This is a genomic window from Gymnodinialimonas mytili (assembly GCF_037544085.1).
Taxonomy (GTDB): domain Bacteria; phylum Pseudomonadota; class Alphaproteobacteria; order Rhodobacterales; family Rhodobacteraceae; genus Gymnodinialimonas; species Gymnodinialimonas mytili.
On the sequence record NZ_JBBIFW010000006.1, the window covers coordinates 172577 to 193721 of the forward strand.

The window sequence follows — 21145 nt, forward strand, 5'->3', positions numbered from 1 at the left end:
GGTGCATGCGGACCGGGGAAAGGCATTATGACCGATCAAACCTCCAAAGACGGCACATTGCGGCGCTTGATCTGGCCTCTGCGTCTCACGCGTTTAGGCATGCTGGCAGAGCGCGGCGCGCGCGCATTTTGGCCGCTTTGGACATTGGTTTTCATTGTTTTTTCCGCACTCGCGTTCGGTCTAGGCGGATTGGTACCGCCCAACACCGCTTGGATCGCTTTGGGCGTCCTGACAATAGTAGCGTTCGGCCTGACGCTCTGGGGTGTGCGGCGCTTTAAAATCCCGACCCGTGAAGAGGCACTGGACCGCTTGGATCGCACCATGCCGGGTCGTCCGATCACCGCTTTGCTCGATACACCGGCTGTCGGTGCGCAAGATCCTGCTGGTCAAAGCGTCTGGGCCGCACATGTGGCGCGCATGGCCGACCGCGCCGCGCGCGCCCGCGCGCCTGAGCCTGATCTGCGCCTGTCATCTCGCGATCCCTACGCGCTGCGCTATGTCGGCGCCACTGCGCTGGCGATGGCATTGCTGTTCGGCGCGTTTGGCCGCGTCGGCGATGTGGGCGAGGTCTCCATCGGCCCCGGTAGTGCGACAGCCTCCGCCGGGCCAAGCTGGGAGGGATGGGTCGAGCCGCCGCTCTATACCGGGCTACCATCGCTCTACCTCAACGACATCCTGGCCGAGGAATTCGAGGCCCCGCTTGGTTCAGAGATCACCCTGCGTGCCTATGGCGCGCCGGGCGATATCACGCTGCGCACTGATATCGGCCCGCTCCCGGAGTCTGATCCCGACGCTTATGCGCAGATCGTCACCATGGAACGCGCTGGCTTCTTGGCCATTGACGGGCCGGGCGGACGTGAATGGCAAGTCTCTGTGCGCCCGGATCAACCGCCAAACGTGGAACTGGATGGCGCCGTGGAAGGCGAGCCGCCTGGATCAATGCGGTTTGGCTTCACGGCAACCGATGATTACGGCGTCCGTTCCGGCACGGCGACCTTTCGCCTGAATGCCGATGTCGCCGACCGCCGATATGGCCTGCAGATCGATCCTGAACCACGCGAGCCCGTTGTCTTGGATCTGCCCATGCCATTTCGCGGCGACCGGGCCGAGTTTTCCGAGGTGCTGTTGGAAGACTTAAGCCAGCATCCCTTCGCCAATCTGCCGGTGACGCTCACCCTGACAGTCACGGATGATGCTGGGCAGATTGCGACCGTTTCGTATGATGTGGATCGCCTGCCCGGACGCCGGTTTTTCGACCCGCTTGCCAATGGCTTGATCGAAATGCGCCGCGATATCCTTTGGAATCGCGAAAATGCCGAACGCTCCGCACAACTTTTACGCGCAATGACCCATCGGCCCGAACGCGGCCTGCCCGGTGAAGTGACGCGCCAGTTGCGCTCGGTCATCCAGCGCTTGGAAAGCGCGGTCGATCTGGTCTCGCTCGACACCCAGGAGCAGGTATCGGAGATCCTGTGGAATGCGGCCCTAGAACTCGAAGAAGGCGATCTGGGCAGCGCTTTGGAGCGCTTGCAACGCGCGCAGGAACGGCTGGCCGAAGCCATGCGCCAGGGCGCCAGCGACGAGGAAATCGCGCAGCTGATGCAAGAGATGCGCGAGGCGATGAACGAATATATGCAGGAGCTGGCCGACAATACCGAATTTGGCGATGGCACCGATCAGCCCGATAGTGGCGAGCAGATGGAATTGTCGATGTCCGATCTGGACGAGATGCTGCGCCAGATCGAAGAACTGATGCAGGAAGGCCGGATCGCCGAAGCGATGGAGATGCTGCAAGCCCTGCAAGAGATGCTGGAGAACATGGAGATCACCCAAGGTGGCGAAGGCGGCGACGGTCCACGTACGCCGGGCCAAGAGGCCATGGAGGGGCTGCAGGATACACTGCGAGATCAGCAGGAGCTGTCCGACGACAGTTTCCAGGAATTGCAGGATCAGTTTAACCCCAATCGCCCCGGTCAACAGGGCGAACAACAGGGTCAGGCGCCCCAAGGCAACCAGCCTGGTCAAGATGGACAGAACCCCGGCCAAGGCCAGGGCGGCGACAATGAAGAGGGCGCTGGTGATCGATCTTTGGCCGAACGGCAACAGGATTTGCTGCGCCAATTGCAAGAGCAAGCCAATCAACTGCCCGGCACCGGGACCGAACCTGGCGACGAGGCATTGCGCCAATTGGACGGTGCGGGTGAAGCGATGGATGAGGCCGCTGAGGCGCTGGAGCGAGGTGACATCGCCGAAGCGCTCGATTTGCAATCCGAAGCCATGGAAGCGATCCGCGAGGGCATGACGCAACTGGGAGATGCCCTTGCCCAAGAACAGGGCGCGGAACCCGGTCAGGGCCAAGCAGAAGGCGAATTTGCGGAGAACCGCCCGCTTCAAGATCCGTTGGGTCGCCAGGCGGGCAATAACGGCGCTTTTGGCTCAGATGAAGGTATTGAAGGAACGGAAGATGCCCGTCGACGCGCACGGGAATTGTTGGATCTGCTGCGCGATCGTGCGGCTGATCAGGGGCGCCCGGATCAAGAACTAGACTATTTGAGGCGCTTGCTGGATCAGTTCTAGGATCGTCTAGCTTTCGCCCGTCACGATTTGGCGGGCAAACGCATCCAGCCAGATACGCGCGGAGTCCACCTGTTCGACATATTGCAGCAAGTAGGGCGTGGCCTGCGGTACGGCCTCTGCGATAGCGGGCGCTTGCGTGTAGACGCCCCAAGCTGCAAGGGCCAACAAAAGCACCAGGAAAAACCCGCGCCGCACGTGTCGGCGCCGCTTGCTGGCCGCGTCGAGCGCATCGATATCCGTCGCATCCTCACCGCCAAGCGCACGATCTCCAGTGGCGCGAAGGGTCGAATTGATCTCTTCGATATCGGGCAAAAGCTCACTACGGGACCGACCCGCTTCTGCCTCTGCCTCGGCCGCCGCCGTGGCTGCCGCAACGGTCGCTGCCACGCTTGGTGGTGGTGTTGGCGCATCAGAGGTCTCGGCATCGGCGGGCACATCCGGGATCGAAGCGCCGCCGCGTGGCGGTCTGGCATTGTCCAACGACATTTCGCTCTGCGTCTCGACCGGCTCGGGCTCAGGCGCGCCGCGGCGCAACAAGGCCTCACGCTCTGCCTCCTCTCGCAAGATATCCGCGACAGAGGGGTCCATCTCGCGCCGCTGAGGCTCCGCTATCGCGGGCTCTGGGTTGACTGGTGTTTCAGGTGCAGGATCGGGTGTTGTGGCAGGTCCGGTCTGAGCCGTGGTTTCAGACGTGTCATCATCGCGCGACGCCGTATCCATCGGCGGTGGCGAAGGCATCGCGGCTTCGGGCGACCGGATACCAGGCTGAAACCAGGTCGTCGCACAATTGGAGCATTGCACGTCGCGCCCCGTAGCCGGGATCATGCTTTGATCCACCTCATATCGGGCGCTGCATTTTGGGCATGTAAGGCGCATCGGATTCTAACCTTCCTGCCGCCATTAACGACACGCTGCGTTAACATGGCGTTGAGCCCACCGGTCGCCAGGCGTCTCTCTCTTTTTCCACATGGTTAACAATCCACAGCACCGTTTCCAATCCTGTTTCTTTCCAAACCTTTGCACGATGCAACAACACCTCACCTTCTGTCTTTGGTTCACCTGCGATTGCATGTGCCCCTGCGACGGTGCAAGACGGAACCGCAGAGGGCCAAGGGGGTGTGGCGACATGATCGAGATGCAGGATGCCGCCTATGGATACGGGGCCGACCCGCTTCTATCGGGGCTTTCGCTGCACTTGGCCCCGGGCTCGTTCCATTTTCTGACGGGTCCGTCTGGAGCGGGCAAAACCACTTTTCTCAAGCTATGTTATGCCGAGTTGCTGCCCACGGGCGGAACGGTCAGCCTGTTCGGGCAAACGGCAACGGGACTGACCCGCGACGGCATCGCAGACCTGCGGCAACGGATCGGTGTGGTGCATCAAGATTGCCAGTTCCTCAATCACTTACCGGTTTCGGATAATATCGCACTGCCCCTGCAGGTGACCGCGAAAGGCGGGCCGACGCAGGACAGCAATCTGACCGAGTTGGTCAGTTGGGTGGGCCTGTCGGCACGCGCCCACGCCCTTCCGCCAGAGCTTTCCGGCGGTGAACGCCAACGCGCCGCATTGGCCCGGGCGATCATCATGGACCCGGACCTGATCCTGGCGGATGAGCCGACCGGAAATGTCGATTGGGATATGTCGCAACGCCTGCTCAACCTGCTGATCGAACTCAACAGGTTAGGTAAAACCATTGTCATTGCGACCCATGATCTGGCGCTGATCCGTGCCGCCAAACAGAAGGTGCAAGCGCGCGTGTTGCGTATTCAAGGCGGACAAGTCCAGGCCGCAGGGGCAGATCTATGACCCGGGCGCAGGATCTTTGGCTGCTGATCCGGGGCGATAGCCAAGCCGACCGCGTTGTTCCGCGATCCGGCCAATCCGCACGCCTGACTTTTGCAACCGCCGCCGCGATGGCCTTCCTTGCGGTCTTTGCCATGGCCATCGCGATGGCGGCAGGCCGGTTGGCGGACCGCTGGTCGGACGCGATGGCGGGCAGCGCCACGATCCGGATCTCGGCGCCTGAGGCTGAGTTGGATGCCCAGACAGCCGCCGTTTTGACCGTACTGGAACAAACCCCTGGGATCATAAGTGCCAATGCTTTGTCCGAAAGCGATCAACACGCGCTGTTGGAGCCGTGGTTCGGCCCTGATCTGCCGCTGGATGATCTGCCAATCCCCCGCCTGATCGAATTGACGGAGGATGGCAGCGGCTTTGATGGTGATGGATTGCGCCAGCGTCTCGCCGCGGAAGCGCCCGGCGCCATATTGGATGACCACGACCGCTGGCGCCGCCCGTTGGTTGAGGCCGCCAGTCGGCTGCGGCTATTCGGGGTGCTCGCGCTGGTTCTGATCCTGGGCGCAACGGCTGCCATGGTGACGCTCGCCGCACAATCCGCGTTGTCCGCCAATGAGCAGGTGATCCGAACGCTGCGGTTGGTCGGTGCGCGCGACGCCTATATCGCGCGGGCGTTTGTCCGGCGCTTCACACTGCGCGCCTTGACGGGCGCCGCATTCGGCATGGTCTTGGGCGCAATTTGCGTCGCACTCTTGCCCTCGGCCCGCGACACGGCATCGGTACTGACCGGGCTCAGCTTTTCGGGGCTCGGATGGCTCTGGCCACTGACAATCCCCCCTTTGGCCGCCGCTACCGCATTCATCGCTACACGTATCGCGGCATTCCGCACGCTCAGGGGCTTGCAATGATCCAATACATTCGGTCGATCCTGTTCATTTTGCAGATGTATGTGGCGATGCCCATTGTGGCGATCGTCTACTTCCCTTGGGCATTGGTCAGCCCCGCAGGGGCCTATGCAGCCTGCCACGCCTATTGCGCTTGGGTGTTTTGGACGATGAAATGGATGGTGGGGCTGCGCATCGATGTTCGCGGCACGCCCCCGAACGGGGAAGTTGTGATTGCCGCCAAGCATCAGAGCTTCTTGGATATCATGGCAATCTACCACGCCGTCCCGCACGGCAAATTCATCATGAAACGTGAGATCCTATGGACCCCATTGATCGGTCAATATGCGTGGCGGATGGGATGCGTTCCCGTCAACCGCGGCAAACGCGGCGCGGCGATCACCAAAATGCTCGACGATGTGCGCAGCGGCAAACAGCAGGGGGGACAGTTGATCATCTATCCTCAGGGCACACGCATCGCCCCTGGTGTCGACGCGCCCTACAAGGTCGGCACCGGGGCGTTGTATGAACAACTGGGTCAGCCCTGCATTCCCGTTTCGACCAATGTTGGGGTGTTCTGGCCAAAGCACGGTCTTCTACGCAAACCCGGCACGGCGGTTGTAGAGTTTCTACCCGCAATCGCGCCTGGCCTCGGCAAGCAAGAGTTTATGGCTAAGCTTGAGACAGAGATTGAGACCGCAAGCAATGCACTGCTGACAGAAGTCGGATTTGAACGGAGATCGGCATGAAGACCATCGATGATATCGCAGCGCTTGAGGCGATCTATGGCTCGCCAGTGCCGATTTCGTTGGCAAAGGTCACTCAGGGCCTGACGCCCCTGTATCGCAAGTGGATCGGTGCTTCTTCGTTTTGTGTGCTTAGCACGGTTGGTCCCGAAGGAACTGATGCCAGCCCGCGCGGTGACGACGGCCCGGTGGTTCGGATCGTCGACGATCGCACGCTTTGGCTGCCCGATTGGCGTGGCAATAACCGGATCGACAACCTTCGCAACATCGTGCGTGATCCGCGGCTGTCCCTGATGTTCATGGTGCCCGGATCCAACAATGTGGTGCGGGTGAATGGGACCGGTATCCTAACCGATGATCCAGAGGTCACCGGAACATTCGAGCAACGCGGCAGGAACCCGAAAGTGGTCATCGTCATACGCACCGAAGAAATCTACTTCCAATGCGCCAAGGCGATTATGCGTGCCGGGCTCTGGGCGCAGGATGCCTCAGAGGGGCTGCCGAGCGCCGGGGATTTCGTCAAAGAAGTGAACAACAGCTTTGACGCCGAGAGCTACGATAGCGGGTATGCGGAATACGCCAAGGGGCGCATGTGGTGAGGGTACTCGCCTATGCCTTGTTTGTGCTGGGTTTGGGCCTAGGGACAGTTGCGGGCTTTGTGTTCTACGCCGCCTTTTCCGATTGGCAGGCGAGCGGCTGCCCCGGACCTGAGCGCTGCGCCGACGCCGTCGGCGTCATGGTGCTAACCGGATGTGCGGGTGTGGCATCGCTCGTCATGATCTTCGCAGGTGTGGTCTTCGCCCGAAAATCATCCTGACACTGCCATCGTACTTTTGATATTCGGGCCGCAGCTGGCTGCGCTGGCTAAGCGGCGAGGCCTTTTGTGCCCATATCCAGAAACTTTTTGCGTCGTCCGCTCAGAAGGGCCGCCCGATCGGTATCCGTGAAACTGGCGAGCATTGAGGCGATGGCTTTCCCAACCTCGGCAATCGTGGCGTTTTTGTCGCGCTGTGCTCCACCCGTGGGTTCAGCGATCACCATGTCACAGACGCCCAGCTTATGCAGATCTTGCGCAGTCAGGCGCAAAGCTTCGGCTGCTTCGCGCATCTTTTCGGCATCTTTCCAAAGGATCGAGGCGCAGCCTTCCGGGCTGATGACCGAATAAATCGAGTGCTCCAACATCGCCAGGCGATCCCCGGTGGCAAACGCAACCGCCCCGCCCGAGCCGCCTTCCCCGATGATGATCGAGATGACGGGCACTCCGATCTGCAGTGACTTTTCAGTCGAGCGGGCAATGGCTTCGGATTGGCCACGTTCTTCCGCGCCTTTCCCGGGATACGCACCGGGTGTATCAACCAATGTGATCACTGGTAGATTGAACCGGTCGGCCAAATCCATCAAACGGACTGCCTTTCGGTACCCTTCCGGGCGCGCCATACCAAAATTGCGCTCAATCCGGGTTTTGGTGTCGTGGCCCTTTTCATGGCCGATCAGGACAACCGGCTGATCGTTAAATCGCGCCAAGCCTCCCATGATGGCATGATCATCGGCAAAGTTCCGATCCCCCGCCAGCGGTGTGTATTCGGCGAACAGCGCCTCGATATAGTCCTTGCAATGGGGACGATCAGGATGACGGGCGACCTGGCATTTCCGCCAAGGCGTCAGATCTTTGTAGAGGTCGCGCAGCAGATCGGCGGCTTTCTGGTCCAGTGCAGCGGCTTGATCCGCCACATCCATCCCTTCGTCGCGCTGCGCCAAGGCGCGCAATTCTTCAGCCTTGCCTTCGATTTCAGCCAAGGGCTTTTCAAAATCGAGATAATTCATGGCTTCATCCTGCTATCGATGTTCACAGGTATATGACGCCGCGGCAGGATGGATGCAACTCACCGCCGGCATAGGGCGCCCTACTGATTGCTGCGTGACATCAGGTAGTCGGCCTTGGCGAATAGAGCGTTATGTTCAGCTGGATCAAAAATCTTCTCACGACGCAGCGGAGAGGAATGCACCAAGCGCATCGGCTCGTTGTCACGCCGCTTCAATTCACCTAGCCAATCGGGGCGCGCCGACAAGGCTGCACGCTCGGCCAAACGTAGGAAGACCGCAGGATCCGGCGTAGACAAGACGATAACATCCAAGCTGTCGGACACCAAACGACCGGATAAAGCCAGCAGGCGCTGACCGGGATTATCTGGCTGAGCAACCAAAACGCGTTCCATCGCCTTACTGATATGCTTCGCACGTGCCACTTCGTCTTCGTTCAAAGGCACAAAGACGCTGCCCTCGGCCGTGAACCCTGCCAAGCCGCTATGTTCCAGCAGGTCGTCCGTCGCTTTTCGAATCTCCAAAAGCCGCTGCCGCGACAACCCACGCAAACCCAATAGCCGTTGCACAAAACTACGCTGCTGGTTGAAGACCAAAAGGCCCGCAAAGGTGCCAAAGGGATGCGCGGCAAATGCGTTTGTCACATCACGCACAAAGGCAGGTCCGGTCAGCAGACCAGATCCTGGATCCGTGGAGAGGGCCGCTTTCAATTGGTTTTCGCGCAAAATGCGGCGATGTTCCCGCTCCAACAACCCGCCGATCAGTGGAACGGCGATCAGATTCAGCGCCAAGATCGGCCCCGCGGCAATCGTATAGAACCAAACTGCAAGATCCCGAGGAAGGACAACCGCCGCCAGCAGATGCGTCGACATTGCAAGGGCCAAACACAGCAGCGCGCTGAAGTTGCGGGTTTCGTGATGCGCCATTTTGCGCGACCATATCATGCCAGCCAGGCCTGCAATCGCCATACTTGGCAATGCCGCAACCACTCCGACACCGCCAATGCCCAACCGAGCTCCGACCGCTATGGCCAAGCAAGGCAAAAGCCCGCGCCACCCCAAAAAGGCACCTGCCAACGCAATCGGGATCGCTCGCATGTCAATGATCAACCCCTCGACCGGACTGAGCGGGTTCATCATCTGCAACGCAGCCATCAAACCGAACAACGACCCGATCACAAGCGGTGCCAAACGACGACCCGCCAGACGACGACGCAGTGCCCCGTAGCTTTCCGCCAACAGCGCCAAGACGGCTAACGACGCCACGAAATCGAGGATTGCTGAGAAGGTCATTCTACCTCACGCATGATAAATCACGTGCCGAGATAGCAGCTCCCGCTTTCGATACCGTTAACGGATCGGCTCTATCCTACGATCATTTCTGCTTGTTTAACAATGACTTCCGCTTGCTTGATCGAAGCGATATCCACCAGGCGGCCTTTATACACCGTGGCACCTGCCCCGTCGGCCTTGGCATGTTCCATCGCGGCAAGGATCTCCCGAGCTTCGGTCACCGCTTGCTCGGACGGCGTAAAGACCTCATTTGCAAGCGCGATCTGCTTGGGATGGATCGCCCATTTCCCAACCATACCCAGCGTTGCCGACCGGCGTGCCTGGGCACGGTAGCCATCCTCGTCAGAGAAATCCCCAAACGGGCCATCCACCGGCAAAACCCCGTGGGTCCGGCACGCAGCCACGATAGCGGCCTGCGCCCAATGCCACGGGTCTGACCAATGCTGCACGCCGTTGCGGATCATGTAGTAGTTTTCCTGCGTCCCTCCGATCCCCGTGGTCTGCATCCCCATCGAAGCCGCGAAATCAGCCGCCCCCAAGGACATTGCCTGAAGACGCGACGAGGCGGCTGCGATCTCTTCGACATGGGCAATCCCGGCGGCGCTTTCGATGATGACCTCGAACCCCACGGGCTTTGCCCGACCCGTCGCGGCTTCAATCGCCGTCGCCAGGGCATCTACGGCATAGACATCCGCAGCGCACCCAACCTTCGGTATCATGATCAGATCCAACCGGCCCGTATCCGCCTCAAGCAGATCAACCACATCGCGATACCAATAGGAGCTGTCCAAGCTGTTGATGCGTACGCTGATTGTCTTGTTGCCCCAATCGACGTCGCGCAGTGCGGCAATCACATTTTTCCGCGCCTGCGGTTTATCGTCAGGCGCCACGGAATCTTCCAAATCCAGGTTGATTACATCCGCTGCGGAGGCTGCCATCTTCTCAAACAGTTTCGTATTCGAGCCGGGCCCAAACAACTGGCAACGGTTCGGACGGGCAATCGGTTGCGGTTGGATACGGAAGCTCATGTCAGCCCTCACGAAAGGAAATTACGATTTAGTTTTTCCGAGGGGTAGTTTATTGCGCGGCAGCATGCAAGCGCCGCAGCGCAGCAAAACCGCTACCGTCGCCGGTTCCGCTTGCGCCGCGCATTGGCGTACTCGGTTGGGATCAAAATCAACGCCGCCGCGGCTGCGATGATTGCGTCCAAGCCCGGCGACCCAAAGCTGATATTGAACAATGAACGCACGAACCAAAACACCAGCACGGCGCCCCACGCGATGAAGACCGAGGGGAGGATTCCATTATGGGTCCAATCCCATTTCTCAAAGAGATAGGCGACGATCCCTGCGATCATCAGCGACCCAAAAAACGAAAACAGGATCATTCTAGTCTCCTAGCCGGTCGCCCGGTTCGATCCGAGCGCCCCGCAACCAATCATCAACGGCCATGGGTCCCTTGCCCTCTGGCTGTACCTCTAACAGCGCGATCGCGCCGTCGCCGCACGCTACGATCCCACCGGGCTGTAACTCACCTGGTGCACCGGCGCCCTCAGCCACTCCACAACGCAGCAGCTTCAATCGCTTTCCACCAACTGTGGTCCAGGCCCCGGGAAATGGCGACAAGCCACGGATCATCCGATCAATATGGGCGGAAGGGGCCGTCCAATCCAGCTTTGCTTCGGATTTGTCGATTTTCGCAGCGTAGGTGACGCCCGTATCTGGCTGGGGCTGGAGCGTTAGATGATCCAACTCGGCCAACGCCTTGACAACCGTCGCTGCGCCTAAAGCCGACAGCCGGTCATGTAGATCCCCTGCCGTTTCATGGTCGCCAATCGGGATCGCTCGACGCAGCAAGACCGGACCGGTATCCAGCCCAGCCTCCATCTGCATGATGCACACGCCGGTTTCCGTATCACCTGCCATGATCGCCCGCTGGATAGGCGCCGCACCCCGCCAACGTGGCAGAAGCGACGCGTGGATGTTCAGGCATCCCCGTTGCGGCGCATCTAGCACCGCTTGTGGCAAAATCAGCCCATAGGCGACAACAACCGCGACCTCGGCCTGCAACGCTGCAAATTCCGCCTGAGCCTCTGAACCTTTCAAGCTGACGGGGTGGCGCACCGGTAAACCCAACGCTTGCGCCCGCGCCTGTACCGGGCTGAGCCGATCTTTCTTGCCCCGCCCGGCAGGGCGGGGCGGCTGCGAATACACCGCGCAGATCTCATGCCCCGCTTCGACCAGCGCCTCCAAGACCGGAACTGAGAAATCCGGTGTACCCATAAACACCACTCTCATGTCAATTTCCGTGCCTTCTTGATCAACATGTCCCGCTTCACCTTGCTCAGGCGGTCAAAATACATCCTTCCGGCCAGATGATCGATCTGGTGCTGAACCGACGTTGCCCAGAGGCCGACAAATTCCTGTCTCACCCGCAGACCCTCGTGATCGGTGAATGCCACAGTGACACGGGCCGGACGCGTGATCTTTGCCGTTACACCGGGCAAGTTCGGGCTACCCTCAGGATACATGCTGGCCTCCTCCGAGGTATCCACAATCTCAGGGTTCGCCATCCGGATCGCGCGGCCGCGTTCATCAGATGCATCCACCACCGCCAATTGCAGCATCACCCCAATCTGCGGAGCAGCCAAGCCAACACCCGGCATTGCCTCCATCGTGTCGATCATATCCTGCCAGACGGCGCATACATCCTCGGTGATCTGGTCCACCCGCGCCGCGGCAATTCGCAATCGCTTGTCGGGCCAGGGCACGAAAGACCGGATCATGAGACTGCCTCATGCCGATCTATGCACAAGATACCGTCAAGATGGTCAAGCTCATGGAGTACAATTCGCGCCACAACGCCTGTCAAACGCGCCTCGGACAAAGCACCATCTGACCCCACCCACCGAAGATCAATCTCAACCGGACGCTGCACGCGACAGGGCGTGTCTGGGATAGACAGGCAACCTTCTTCGCCATATTCCATCTGATCAGACATCCAAAGCACTTCGGGATTGATGCAAATGACAGGGGCCTTGACGCCTTCTTTCCAGGACGCATCCATCACGAAAATCCGTCGCGACACCCCAACCTGCGGCCCTGCCAAGCCACGGCCGTGCGCCTGATACATAATCTCAAGCATATGCTCAGCCAACGTCGCCAAATCCGCCTCGAAATCGAGGACAGGCAGACAGATCTCCCGCAGGACCGGATCGGGATAGAGATGCAAGTGCAGGTCGCTCACACGCCTTCCCGCGCACGATCGCGTTTCAACTTGACCATCTTGCGGGTGATCAATTGCCGTTTCAAACCGCTGAGATAATCAATGAACAGCTTGCCGTTCAAATGGTCGATCTCATGCTGCACGCAAGTGGCCCATAACCCGTCAAAGGTTTCTTCACGCTCAGCACCGTCGGGGTCGATCCAGCGGACCGTGACCGCCTCGGGCCGCGTGACATCCGCATAGATCTCGGGGATCGACAGGCAGCCCTCTTCATACGTGTTCAGTTCCTCCGAGGATGACACGATCTCAGGATTAAACATCGCCAAGGGGCGTGGTGCGGCTCCCTCTTCCTTGACGCAATCCAAGACGATCAAACGCGTGCCAACCCCGATCTGAGGTGCCGCTAGGCCGATGCCGGGGGCATCATACATCGTCGCCAGCATATCATCGGCCAGTTGACGCAACTCATCCGATATGTCGTCAATCGGCGCGGCCACCTTCTTAAGGCGCGGATCTGGGTGGATCAGGATAGGGCGTTTCATACGCTTTGATTTAGGTGAAACCGTCGGGGCGGGAAAGCCCCCAACATATGCCACCCCGCCGCATTATGTCCGCGTCGCGGTACCGCCGACGCGGGCACCTGGCCTTGGCCAGCGACCGCGTCGGCCACGCCCAAGGGAAACCGGGCTGCGAAGCAGATCGCGTTTTGCGCGGGAGAGCCCCTTGCGGACGAGCAATCAGACGCTAGGCTTCGCGATAGAACTCCCAGCACAAAGGCTACCTCTATGTCATTTGACGACGTCATCGACCGCCGCGGCACCCATTGCGTGAAATGGGATATGATGGAGCCGCTCTACGGCGTCTCACCGGATGACGGTGTCTCGATGTGGGTGGCCGATATGGATTTCCGCCCACCGGCCTGCGTGCAAGACGCGCTGAAATCGATGATGGATCACGGGATCTACGGTTATTTCGGCGACGAAAGCAAATATCACGCCGCCATTCAATGGTGGATGGCCAACCGCCATGGCTGGCACGTCGAGCCGAACCAGATCTTCTCGACCCATGGCCTGGTAAACGGAACGGCGCTTTGTCTGGACGCGTTCAGCGAACGGGGTGACGGGATCGTTCTCTTTACACCTGTCTATCACGCCTTCGCCAAAGTCATTCGCTCCGCCGAGCGCGATTTGTGCGAACTCGAAATGCCGATAGTCGACGGCAGATACACCCTCGATTTCGATGCGTTCGATGCCCAGATGAAAGGGCATGAGACGATGCTGATCCTTTGCTCGCCCCACAATCCGGGCGGACGCGTCTGGACCCGCGCTGAATTGGAAGGCATCGCAGATTTCGCCAAACGCCATGACTTGGTCCTTGTCTCTGACGAAATTCACCACGACCTTCTGATGCCCGGTCAGATCCATATCCCAATGGCAAAGATCGATGGCATCGCGGATCGATTGGTGATGATGACCGCCGCTACCAAGACCTTCAACATCGCAGGATCGCATATCGGCAATGTCATCATCGCCGACGATGCTTTGCGAGCCAAATTTGCAACCCGTATGGCCGCCCTTGGCATGTCGCCCAACTCCTTCGGCCTGTTCATGGTGACCGCGGCCTATTCGCCAGAGGGGGCGGCCTGGGTGGATGAGCTGCGCGGCTATATCGCCGAAAACGCACGCATTTTTGACGAGGGGATCAATGCCATTCCAGGCCTGCGCTCTATGCCGTTGGAGTCAACTTACCTCGCCTGGGTCGACTTCAAAGACACCGGCATGACCCGCGAGGAATTCACCGACCGTGTCACCAATACCGCAAAGATCGCGGCCAATTACGGGCCGACCTTCGGCAAGGGAGGCGATAGCTTCCTACGCTTCAACATCGCCACGCCACGCTCGGTCGTGATTGATGCGGTGGCAAGGATGCAGCGCGCTTTTGGCGATCTACAATAGCGCCTCAAGCTCAGCCTCAGCCCCGAGGCCAAGGATCCAGCCCTCCTCCCGATCACCTTCGCGCAGCAGCACATCCAGTCGGTCGGGAGGCAAACGCGCAAAAACCTGGGCGATCAGCCGCACCTGAGCAGCGTCCAGTATCTCATTGTCTGCCACCCGCGCCTTGATGGCAGCGTCAATGAGGCCCGGATAGATCTCAGCCAGAACAATTGGCGTATCGGGTGATTGGAACGGGCTGACCGCCAGATTGTCACCATAGCGCATCCGCAATTCGTGCAGATGCGGCAACCCGAGCAAAACCTGTGACCCGACCGATCCCGTGGTGAACAACTTCCAAGAAGGCTGCGCGCGCGGCAGGCGCCGTTCTACCAAACGCCGCTCTGGTAAGCCGTGTCCATGGCGCAAACTGCCCCGAGCGGGGAGCGCCGCGCTCTCGCGCGCGGGCGGACATCCCCAAAACGGCCCGAGACCCGGAAACAATCCATTCAGCGTCTCGGCCACATCAAAGCGGTTGTTGCGATTGTCAGGGCCGTCTTCGATCCGTTCTGCCAGATCCGCCCAAAGGGCGAACGGATTATCACACCCGGTTACCGCCCGCGCAAAGCCATGTGGATAGCCAAACGGGAAATCGAACCCCGCCAAGACCCGGCGATCTCCGGACAGCGCCCTGTCAAAGATCTGGGACACGGCGCCCATCGCAGCGTGACGCGTGCGGTGGTATTGGACCTCAATCTGCTCCTCACCCGAAACGACCCCGATGAAAATCGCGTCTTTCGTTGGCTTTGCTGGTGACGGCGCCGACCGGGCCGACCAATCGACCATCACCACCTGATCAAAGCCGCTCATGCCAACCAACGCTCTGCCTTGGACAAGTCCGCTTGTGTATTCACATTGAAAAACGGCGGCGGGTCAGTCCCCTCGAACCGCACTAAGGCGGCGCGATCTGCTGTCCATGCGGTGACCTTCCGTGTTCCGGCCGCAAGTGCCGCGCGCAAATCTCCGGCCAGCCGCACATCCCATAAAGCCGTTGTCCCATGCGCCCCATCCGCGGTTTCGGCCATGGCAATATCCCCCTCCACCTCGGCCAAACCTGCCACCAAATCCCGCGGCAGGAACGGCGTGTCAACGGCAACGGTCAAAACCCGCTCAGCCCCCTGCGCAATCGCCCAGTCCAACGCCGTCAAGATCCCCCCCAGCGGGCCCAGATCCGGAATGGTGTCGGGGATCGCCCCAAGTGGGCCCAAAGGAGCAAGCGCATTCACCACCAGATCCTGCACCTGCGGCTGCACCCGGTCTGCCACATGACGCCACAGCGGGCGCCCAGCCAACAGAACCTCGGCCTTATTACCGCCAATCCGACGCCCGGCGCCTCCGGCCAAGATCACCCCCGGGCCCTTGAATCCTGCCATATCGCTCGCCTCTGGTTTCGTGATTTGATCTATCACAGACCGGAATTTGCATCCGATCGCGCCCCACAGTATGGCCAGTTAACGCGATTGGACAGCACGCAACCATGGCCAATACATTTCTCAATCGGACCGCCTTTTGGCGCGGCGCGCGCGATTGTGCGCCCTTCATGCTTGTCGCATTCCCCTTCGGCATGCTCTTCGGCGTGGTCGGAACCGAGGCGGGCTTGAACATTGCTGAAGTGATGGGGTTTTCCATCGTCGTCATCGCGGGTGCAGCGCAGTTCACCGCCCTACAATTGATGTTGGATCAGGCACCAACCTTTGTGGTTTTGCTCTCCGCCATTGCAGTGAACTTGCGCATGGCAATGTATTCCGCCTCCCTTGCGCCATATCTCGGAGGCGCATCTATCTGGCAGCGCGCTTTGGTCGCTTATATGAATGTCGATCAGACCTACGCCGTATCGGTCCTGGAATATGATGCCCGCCCACAAATGTCGGTGCCCGAGCGGCTGAGCTACTTTTTTGGGGTCTGCCTGCCCATCGTGCCGGTCTGGTATATTGCAACGCTTGCGGGGGCGTTGCTGAGCCAATCAATCCCAATGCATTGGGGCTTGGAGTTTGCGGTGCCCGTTGCATTCATCTCGCTTGTGGCCCCCGCCTTGCGGACGATGGCACATGTCGGCGCGGCGATCACATCGGTGATCCTAGCGATCGCCTTTGCTGGTCTTCCCTTCAATCTGGGTCTGATGCCAGCGGGAATTGGGGCGATGATGGTCGGCGCGGAAATCGAACGTCGGAGCACGCGCCCATGACCGGTTGGAGCCATGCCGAGATCTGGTTCGTGATCATCGGATTGGGGATCGCCACATATGTGATCCGCTTTTCATTTCTGGGGCTGATCGGCGACCGGCAATTGCCACCCTGGCTCTTGCGCCACCTGCGCTATACACCGGTGGCCATCCTGCCCGCGCTGGTGACGCCTGCGGTGCTTTGGCCGGATGCGACAGGCGGAACCCTATCCGCGCCGCATCTGATTGCGGCGGGCATCACACTTGCGATTGGATATTGGCGGAAAAACCCGGCTGTGGCCGCCGTGGCGGGCATGGCGGTGTTTTTGTTGCTGCAAGGCGTCTTCGCCTGAGCGACGGACCCGCGCCGCTGCGCAGGTCCGCTGAGACTGGCTTATTAGCCGTTCTGAGCCTTCATGGCATCGCGGATTTCGATCAGAATATCCAACTCTGACGGGCCGCTTTCAACTTCAGGAGCAACCTCTTCAGGCTTTTCAGCCGCCGCTTTGACGCGGTTCACCATTTTCACCAGCAAGAACACGACCCAAGCCACGATCAGGAAGTTGATCACCGCCATCAAGAAGTTCCCGATCGCAAAGACCGAAACTCCGGCCTCTTGCGCGGCTTCGACAGAGGCAAATTCACCCTCACCCAGCACATAGAACCAGCCCGAGAAATCGATCCCGCCGGTGAACAAGGCAATGATCGGGTTGATCAGATCACCCACCAACGAAGTTACAATGGCCGTAAAGGCCGCGCCGATGATGATACCAACGGCCATATCCATCACATTGCCCTTGGCAATGAAGTCCTTAAATTCCTGAATCACGGAGTTGCTCCTTATTTCCCTGTTCGCACCCAAGGCCTTATTGGTGCGCCAGCGCACACCCTTCCCCTGCGTAATGCTAGAAAGCCCAGACTGGTTGTCTGAGGCAATGGGACATATTTGCAAAAGCTATCATTTCTCGAAGTAGGACGCACAACATGGCATCGCTTGACGGTTTTCCCATCGCAACCCGCTGGCCCACAAAGGATCCATCGGTCATCCAGCTATACTCCTTCCCCACGCCAAATGGTGTGAAGGTCTCGATCGCGTTGGAAGAACTGGGTTTGGCCTATGAAGCCCACCGCGTCACGCTGGCGGATAGCGACGTGAAAAGCGCTGAATTCCTGAGCCTAAACCCCAACAACAAGATCCCCGCAATCATCGACCCGAATGGACCGGGCGGCGCGCCTATCGGATTGTGGGAATCCGGCGCGATCCTGATCTACCTGGCCGAAAAGACCGGTCAGTTGTTGGGGCGCAGCGACGCCGAGAAATACGAGATCATCAAATGGGTGATGTTCCAGATGGGCGGCCTTGGCCCCATGTTCGGGCAACTTGGATTCTTCGTGAAATTCGCAGGGTCCGAGATCGAAGATCCTCGCCCGCGCGAACGCTACTTGAACGAGGCCAAGCGCCTTTTGGCGGTAGTGGACACACAGCTTGACGGTAAGGACTGGTTGACCGGCGATTTCTCAATCGCTGATATCGCTGTGGCGCCATGGATCAACGCTCTGGAATTCTATGGGACCAAGGACATGGTCGGATACCACGACCTGGCCAATGTGCCTGACTATGTGGACCGGTTCAAAGCGCGCCCCTCGGCAGAGATCGGGATGAATGTGCCCCCACGCGCGGGCTGACAGACGCGGACTGGCGCGCCTGATTTAACCCGGAAGCGCGCCGGTCTGCACATAGCGCAGGATTTGCACCACCTGCTCGGGTTCTTCGGCGACGGCCAAGGCTGCGGCATGTACCTCTTTCAGGGCATGCTGATGCTCAGGCATTGACAGCACGATGATCGGTTTGCCAAGCGCCGCGGCATAGCCCGCATCGAATGCCGCGTTCCATTGCCGGTACTTTTCACCAAACCGTACCACGACGAGATCGGCACCTTCGATCCCGTTGCGTGTCCGGATCGCGTTGACCATCGCGCCCTTGTGGTCGTGCCAATACTTGTCGCTTTCAGCCCCCAGGATCGCAACGCCGCAATCATCGCTGGCGCCATGGTCGGTCACCGGACCTGTTAACGCGACATCGAGCCCCTCGGCCCCAGCCACAATCCGTTCGCGCCAATCGGTGTGGATCTCGCCCGATAGATAGACTTTCATCGCGTGTTCCCTTTGCGTTTGTGCCGCGGCGGCTGCCTGCGCCTAACCGCGCAGGACACCGCCAGTGGCTTTACCAACCTTCTCGACAATCTTGGCGGCGACCGCCTCGATTTCTTCCTCGGTCAATGTCTTGTCCTTGGGCTGGAGACGCACGGTCAGAGCGATGGATTTTTGTCCCTCACCCATGGAACCGCCGATGAATTCATCGAATACGCGCACTTCGCTGATCAAGGCTTTATCGGCGCCACCTGCGGCATTCACCAAATCGAGCGCTGCGATATCAGCGCCGACCACAAAGGCAAAGTCGCGTTCCACGGCCTGCAGGTCGGACATTATCACGGCACCGCGGCTGGCAGACGTGCTGCGCGGCATCGGCACCTCAGCGGGGAAGATCGTGAAAGCCATGGCCGGGCCTTTGACATCCATCGCTTCCAGCACACGCGGGTGCAATTCGCCGAAGATGCCCAGCACCTTCTTCGGACCCAAGCAGATCATGCCATGCCGCCCCGGATGCCACCATTCCCGCGCGCCACGCAGGATCTGAGCCTTCGCGGGGGCCCCGATGGCGGCCAGAACGGCCTCGGCATCTGCCTTCACGTCATAAACGTCGACCGGACGCCGCGCGCCATGGGGGTCTCGCGGACCAGTATGACCAACCAGCAGCCCAGTGACCAAAAGATGTTGCTCTCCTGGCTCGCCGCCATGGAACGCGGCGCCAACCTCGAACAGCGCCATATCCGCCATTCCGCGCGCCTGATTGCGCGCCGCCGCTTGCAACAGGCCAGGCAACAAAGCGGGCCGCATATGCGACATCTCAGAACTGATCGGGTTTTCCAGCATGACATCGTCATCACCACCGCCGAACAAAGCCGCGGACGCTTGATCGATGAAGCTATAGGTCACGCACTCATTGTACCCCAACGCCGAGGTCGTACGCCGCGCCGCGCGCTCGCGCAGCTGCATTGGCGTAAGCACCGGCTTCGGAACACCCGGTTGCAGACGCGGCAAAGGCTTGGGTTCAAGCTTTGTCAGAGAGGCGACGCGGGCGACCTCTTCGACAAGATCCGCCTCCCCCTGCACATCCCGTCGCCAAGACGGCACCCAAACCTCCAGCGTGTCACCCGATCCGCTGGCTGAGAACCCAAGTGCCGTCAGAATGCGCACTTGCTCCTCACGCGGGATCTCCATCCCGACCAAGCTGATCACCCGTGCCGGGTTCAGCGTGTAGCTGCGCGCGGTTTGCAAAGGCGCGCCGGCCTCCACAACCTCGGACGCTTCGCCACCGCACAGATCCACGATCATCTGTGTGGCCGCGTGCAAGCCGGGCAACGTGTATTCGGGATCAACCCCGCGTTCGAACCGGTAGCGCGCGTCAGAATTGATCTTCAGATCGCGGCCCGTATAGGCGATTTGGATCGGATCCCACCAAGCGGATTCCAGAAACACGTTCTCCGTTTCGTCGGTACAGCCGCTTTCAGAGCCGCCCATGACACCGGCAATACTTTCGGGGCCTTTATCGTCGGAAATCGCAATGTGGCCTTTGCTGAACGTGTAGCTCTTTTCATCGAGCGCCAAGATCTCTTCGCCGCCATCGGCGCGGTGCACGCGCAATCCACCCGAAACTTTGTCGGCGTCGAATACATGCAGCGGGCGGTTCACATCATAAGTGAAATAATTGGTGATATCGACCAGCGCCGAGATTGGACGCAGCCCAATCGCGCGCAGCTTATCCTGTAGCCAATCTGGGCTTGGCCTGTTTTTCACGCCACGGATCAGACGCCCGGTGAAATGCGGTGCCACATCCCGCGTATCAGCATCGATGTGAACGCTGATGGGGCACGGAAAGCTGCCTTGGATCTCTGCCGGATCATGTGATTTCAAAGTCCCAAGCCCACGTGCCGCCAGATCCCGCGCGATGCCGTGTATGCCCAATGCGTCCTGCCGGTTCGGCGTGATGGCGATCTCGATCACCGGGTCGACCTTGGCCGGATCATGCTCGGCCAACCAATCCACAAACCGGTCGCCAACTTCGCCAGAGGGCAGTTCGATGATTCCCGTATGCTCGTCGGACAGTTCAAGCTCACGCTCCGAGGCCATCATCCCGAAGCTCTCGATACCGCGGATCTTGCCGACACCAATCGTGGTGTCGATACCGGGTACATAAGTGCCGGGCTTGGCCAGAACCACGGTGATCCCTTCGCGGGCATTGGGTGCACCGCAAATGATCTGTTGCACACCATCCTCTGTCTCAACCTGGCAGACCTTCAGCTTGTCGGCATCGGGATGCTTCTCGGCGCTTTGCACCTTGGCGATGGTAAAGTCCGCCAGCCGCGCTGCACGATCTTCGACCTCTTCCACCTCAAGGCCCAGATCAGTGAGCGTCTCAAGAATATCCGCCAGTGAGGCGTCGGTCTCCAGGTGATCTTTCAGCCAGGATAGGGTGAACTTCATCGCATCGGCTCCACGTCAATGTCCCGCGGGTTCTAACGCCTCCGACGC

24 protein-coding genes are annotated in these 21145 nt (G+C 59.9%); 10 read left to right on the forward strand and 14 right to left on the reverse strand.

Going from position 1 to position 21145, the window contains the following annotated elements:
* The first annotated feature begins 27 nt into the window (after nucleotides 1-27).
* Nucleotides 28-2577, forward strand: a complete 2550-nt coding sequence (locus tag V8J82_RS20770; protein ID WP_339978353.1) for a DUF4175 domain-containing protein — start codon at nucleotides 28-30, stop codon at nucleotides 2575-2577.
* Between the two features lie 6 nt (nucleotides 2578-2583).
* Here V8J82_RS20770 and V8J82_RS20775 read toward each other — a convergent pair whose 3' ends face one another.
* On the reverse strand, nucleotides 2584-3453 hold the full coding sequence (locus V8J82_RS20775; RefSeq protein ID WP_339978355.1) for a zinc-ribbon domain-containing protein: 870 nt from the start codon (nucleotides 3451-3453) through the stop codon (nucleotides 2584-2586).
* A gap of 250 nt (nucleotides 3454-3703) precedes the next feature.
* Between V8J82_RS20775 and V8J82_RS20780 the strand changes: the two genes are divergently transcribed.
* Genes V8J82_RS20780 through V8J82_RS20800 form a run of 5 tightly spaced genes read left to right on the forward strand, consistent with a single transcriptional unit; the run spans nucleotide 3704 to nucleotide 6819 of the window.
* Nucleotides 3704-4381, forward strand: coding sequence for a cell division ATP-binding protein FtsE (locus V8J82_RS20780; protein ID WP_339978357.1), 678 nt, complete (start codon nucleotides 3704-3706; stop codon nucleotides 4379-4381).
* Complete coding sequence (locus V8J82_RS20785) at nucleotides 4378-5280, forward strand: cell division protein FtsX (RefSeq protein ID WP_339978359.1); 903 nt, start codon at nucleotides 4378-4380, stop codon at nucleotides 5278-5280. The genes V8J82_RS20780 and V8J82_RS20785 overlap by 4 nt, the downstream gene beginning before the upstream one ends.
* Nucleotides 5277-6005: a lysophospholipid acyltransferase family protein gene (locus V8J82_RS20790; RefSeq protein ID WP_339978361.1), complete on the forward strand. Its 729-nt coding sequence runs from the start codon at nucleotides 5277-5279 to the stop codon at nucleotides 6003-6005. The genes V8J82_RS20785 and V8J82_RS20790 overlap by 4 nt, the downstream gene beginning before the upstream one ends.
* A complete protein-coding gene (locus V8J82_RS20795; protein WP_339978363.1) occupies nucleotides 6002-6601 on the forward strand; it encodes a pyridoxamine 5'-phosphate oxidase family protein in 600 nt (199 codons plus the stop codon). The genes V8J82_RS20790 and V8J82_RS20795 overlap by 4 nt, the downstream gene beginning before the upstream one ends.
* The gene (locus V8J82_RS20800) at nucleotides 6598-6819 is read left to right on the forward strand and encodes a hypothetical protein (protein WP_339978365.1); all 222 of its coding nucleotides are present in this window, start codon (nucleotides 6598-6600) and stop codon (nucleotides 6817-6819) included. The genes V8J82_RS20795 and V8J82_RS20800 overlap by 4 nt, the downstream gene beginning before the upstream one ends.
* A gap of 47 nt (nucleotides 6820-6866) precedes the next feature.
* Here V8J82_RS20800 and V8J82_RS20805 read toward each other — a convergent pair whose 3' ends face one another.
* From V8J82_RS20805 to def (V8J82_RS20840), 8 genes are all read right to left on the reverse strand, one after another.
* Nucleotides 6867-7826: an acetyl-CoA carboxylase carboxyltransferase subunit alpha gene (locus V8J82_RS20805; RefSeq protein WP_339978367.1), complete on the reverse strand. Its 960-nt coding sequence runs from the start codon at nucleotides 7824-7826 to the stop codon at nucleotides 6867-6869.
* An 80-nt stretch (nucleotides 7827-7906) separates the two neighbouring features.
* Nucleotides 7907-9115 carry a LytS/YhcK type 5TM receptor domain-containing protein gene (locus V8J82_RS20810; RefSeq protein ID WP_339978369.1) on the reverse strand — a complete coding sequence of 403 codons (1209 nt, stop codon included), beginning with the start codon at nucleotides 9113-9115 and terminating at the stop codon, nucleotides 7907-7909.
* A gap of 71 nt (nucleotides 9116-9186) precedes the next feature.
* Nucleotides 9187-10143, reverse strand: coding sequence for an L-malyl-CoA/beta-methylmalyl-CoA lyase (locus V8J82_RS20815; RefSeq protein ID WP_339978371.1), 957 nt, complete (start codon nucleotides 10141-10143; stop codon nucleotides 9187-9189).
* A 92-nt stretch (nucleotides 10144-10235) separates the two neighbouring features.
* Nucleotides 10236-10502: a hypothetical protein gene (locus V8J82_RS20820; RefSeq protein WP_339978373.1), complete on the reverse strand. Its 267-nt coding sequence runs from the start codon at nucleotides 10500-10502 to the stop codon at nucleotides 10236-10238.
* A 1-nt stretch (nucleotide 10503) separates the two neighbouring features.
* Complete coding sequence (gene fmt / locus V8J82_RS20825) at nucleotides 10504-11412, reverse strand: methionyl-tRNA formyltransferase (protein ID WP_339978375.1); 909 nt, start codon at nucleotides 11410-11412, stop codon at nucleotides 10504-10506.
* Nucleotides 11409-11900, reverse strand: coding sequence for a peptide deformylase (gene def / locus V8J82_RS20830; protein ID WP_339978377.1), 492 nt, complete (start codon nucleotides 11898-11900; stop codon nucleotides 11409-11411). The genes fmt and def (V8J82_RS20830) overlap by 4 nt, the downstream gene beginning before the upstream one ends.
* Complete coding sequence (def, locus tag V8J82_RS20835) at nucleotides 11897-12361, reverse strand: peptide deformylase (protein ID WP_339978380.1); 465 nt, start codon at nucleotides 12359-12361, stop codon at nucleotides 11897-11899. Before def (V8J82_RS20835) ends, def (V8J82_RS20830) begins: the two co-directional genes overlap by 4 nt.
* Complete coding sequence (gene def / locus V8J82_RS20840) at nucleotides 12358-12882, reverse strand: peptide deformylase (protein ID WP_339978382.1); 525 nt, start codon at nucleotides 12880-12882, stop codon at nucleotides 12358-12360. Before def (V8J82_RS20840) ends, def (V8J82_RS20835) begins: the two co-directional genes overlap by 4 nt.
* 243 nt (nucleotides 12883-13125) lie before the next feature.
* Between def (V8J82_RS20840) and V8J82_RS20845 the strand changes: the two genes are divergently transcribed.
* Nucleotides 13126-14295 (forward strand): MalY/PatB family protein, encoded by a 1170-nt coding sequence (locus tag V8J82_RS20845; RefSeq protein WP_339978384.1) that lies wholly within the window; start codon nucleotides 13126-13128, stop codon nucleotides 14293-14295.
* Here the strand turns inward: V8J82_RS20845 and V8J82_RS20850 are convergent.
* Nucleotides 14287-15141, reverse strand: a complete 855-nt coding sequence (locus V8J82_RS20850) for a molybdopterin guanine dinucleotide synthesis (RefSeq protein WP_339978386.1) — start codon at nucleotides 15139-15141, stop codon at nucleotides 14287-14289. The two genes, V8J82_RS20845 and V8J82_RS20850, sit on opposite strands and share 9 nt — an antisense overlap.
* Entirely contained in the window at nucleotides 15138-15704 is a 567-nt protein-coding gene (locus V8J82_RS20855; protein ID WP_339978388.1) for an NTP transferase domain-containing protein, read from the reverse strand. The genes V8J82_RS20850 and V8J82_RS20855 overlap by 4 nt, the downstream gene beginning before the upstream one ends.
* 104 nt (nucleotides 15705-15808) lie before the next feature.
* Between V8J82_RS20855 and V8J82_RS20860 the strand changes: the two genes are divergently transcribed.
* Nucleotides 15809-16516 (forward strand): AzlC family ABC transporter permease, encoded by a 708-nt coding sequence (locus V8J82_RS20860; protein WP_339978390.1) that lies wholly within the window; start codon nucleotides 15809-15811, stop codon nucleotides 16514-16516.
* Nucleotides 16513-16845 carry an AzlD domain-containing protein gene (locus V8J82_RS20865; RefSeq protein ID WP_339978392.1) on the forward strand — a complete coding sequence of 111 codons (333 nt, stop codon included), beginning with the start codon at nucleotides 16513-16515 and terminating at the stop codon, nucleotides 16843-16845. The genes V8J82_RS20860 and V8J82_RS20865 overlap by 4 nt, the downstream gene beginning before the upstream one ends.
* Before the next feature lie 44 nt (nucleotides 16846-16889).
* Here the strand turns inward: V8J82_RS20865 and mscL are convergent, their stop codons facing one another.
* Nucleotides 16890-17321: a large conductance mechanosensitive channel protein MscL gene (gene mscL, locus V8J82_RS20870; protein ID WP_339978394.1), complete on the reverse strand. Its 432-nt coding sequence runs from the start codon at nucleotides 17319-17321 to the stop codon at nucleotides 16890-16892.
* Nucleotides 17322-17476: 155 nt separating this feature from the next.
* On the opposite strand from mscL, the gene V8J82_RS20875 reads away from it, so the two are divergent.
* Nucleotides 17477-18178, forward strand: coding sequence for a glutathione S-transferase family protein (locus tag V8J82_RS20875; protein ID WP_339978396.1), 702 nt, complete (start codon nucleotides 17477-17479; stop codon nucleotides 18176-18178).
* A 24-nt stretch (nucleotides 18179-18202) separates the two neighbouring features.
* On the opposite strand, the gene V8J82_RS20880 is transcribed toward V8J82_RS20875, so the two are convergent.
* Both V8J82_RS20880 and pheT read right to left on the reverse strand, forming a co-directional pair.
* On the reverse strand, nucleotides 18203-18646 hold the full coding sequence (locus V8J82_RS20880; protein WP_339978398.1) for a YtoQ family protein: 444 nt from the start codon (nucleotides 18644-18646) through the stop codon (nucleotides 18203-18205).
* A gap of 42 nt (nucleotides 18647-18688) precedes the next feature.
* A complete protein-coding gene (gene pheT / locus V8J82_RS20885) occupies nucleotides 18689-21097 on the reverse strand; it encodes a phenylalanine--tRNA ligase subunit beta (RefSeq protein ID WP_339978400.1) in 2409 nt (802 codons plus the stop codon).
* Nucleotides 21098-21145 lie beyond the last annotated feature (48 nt).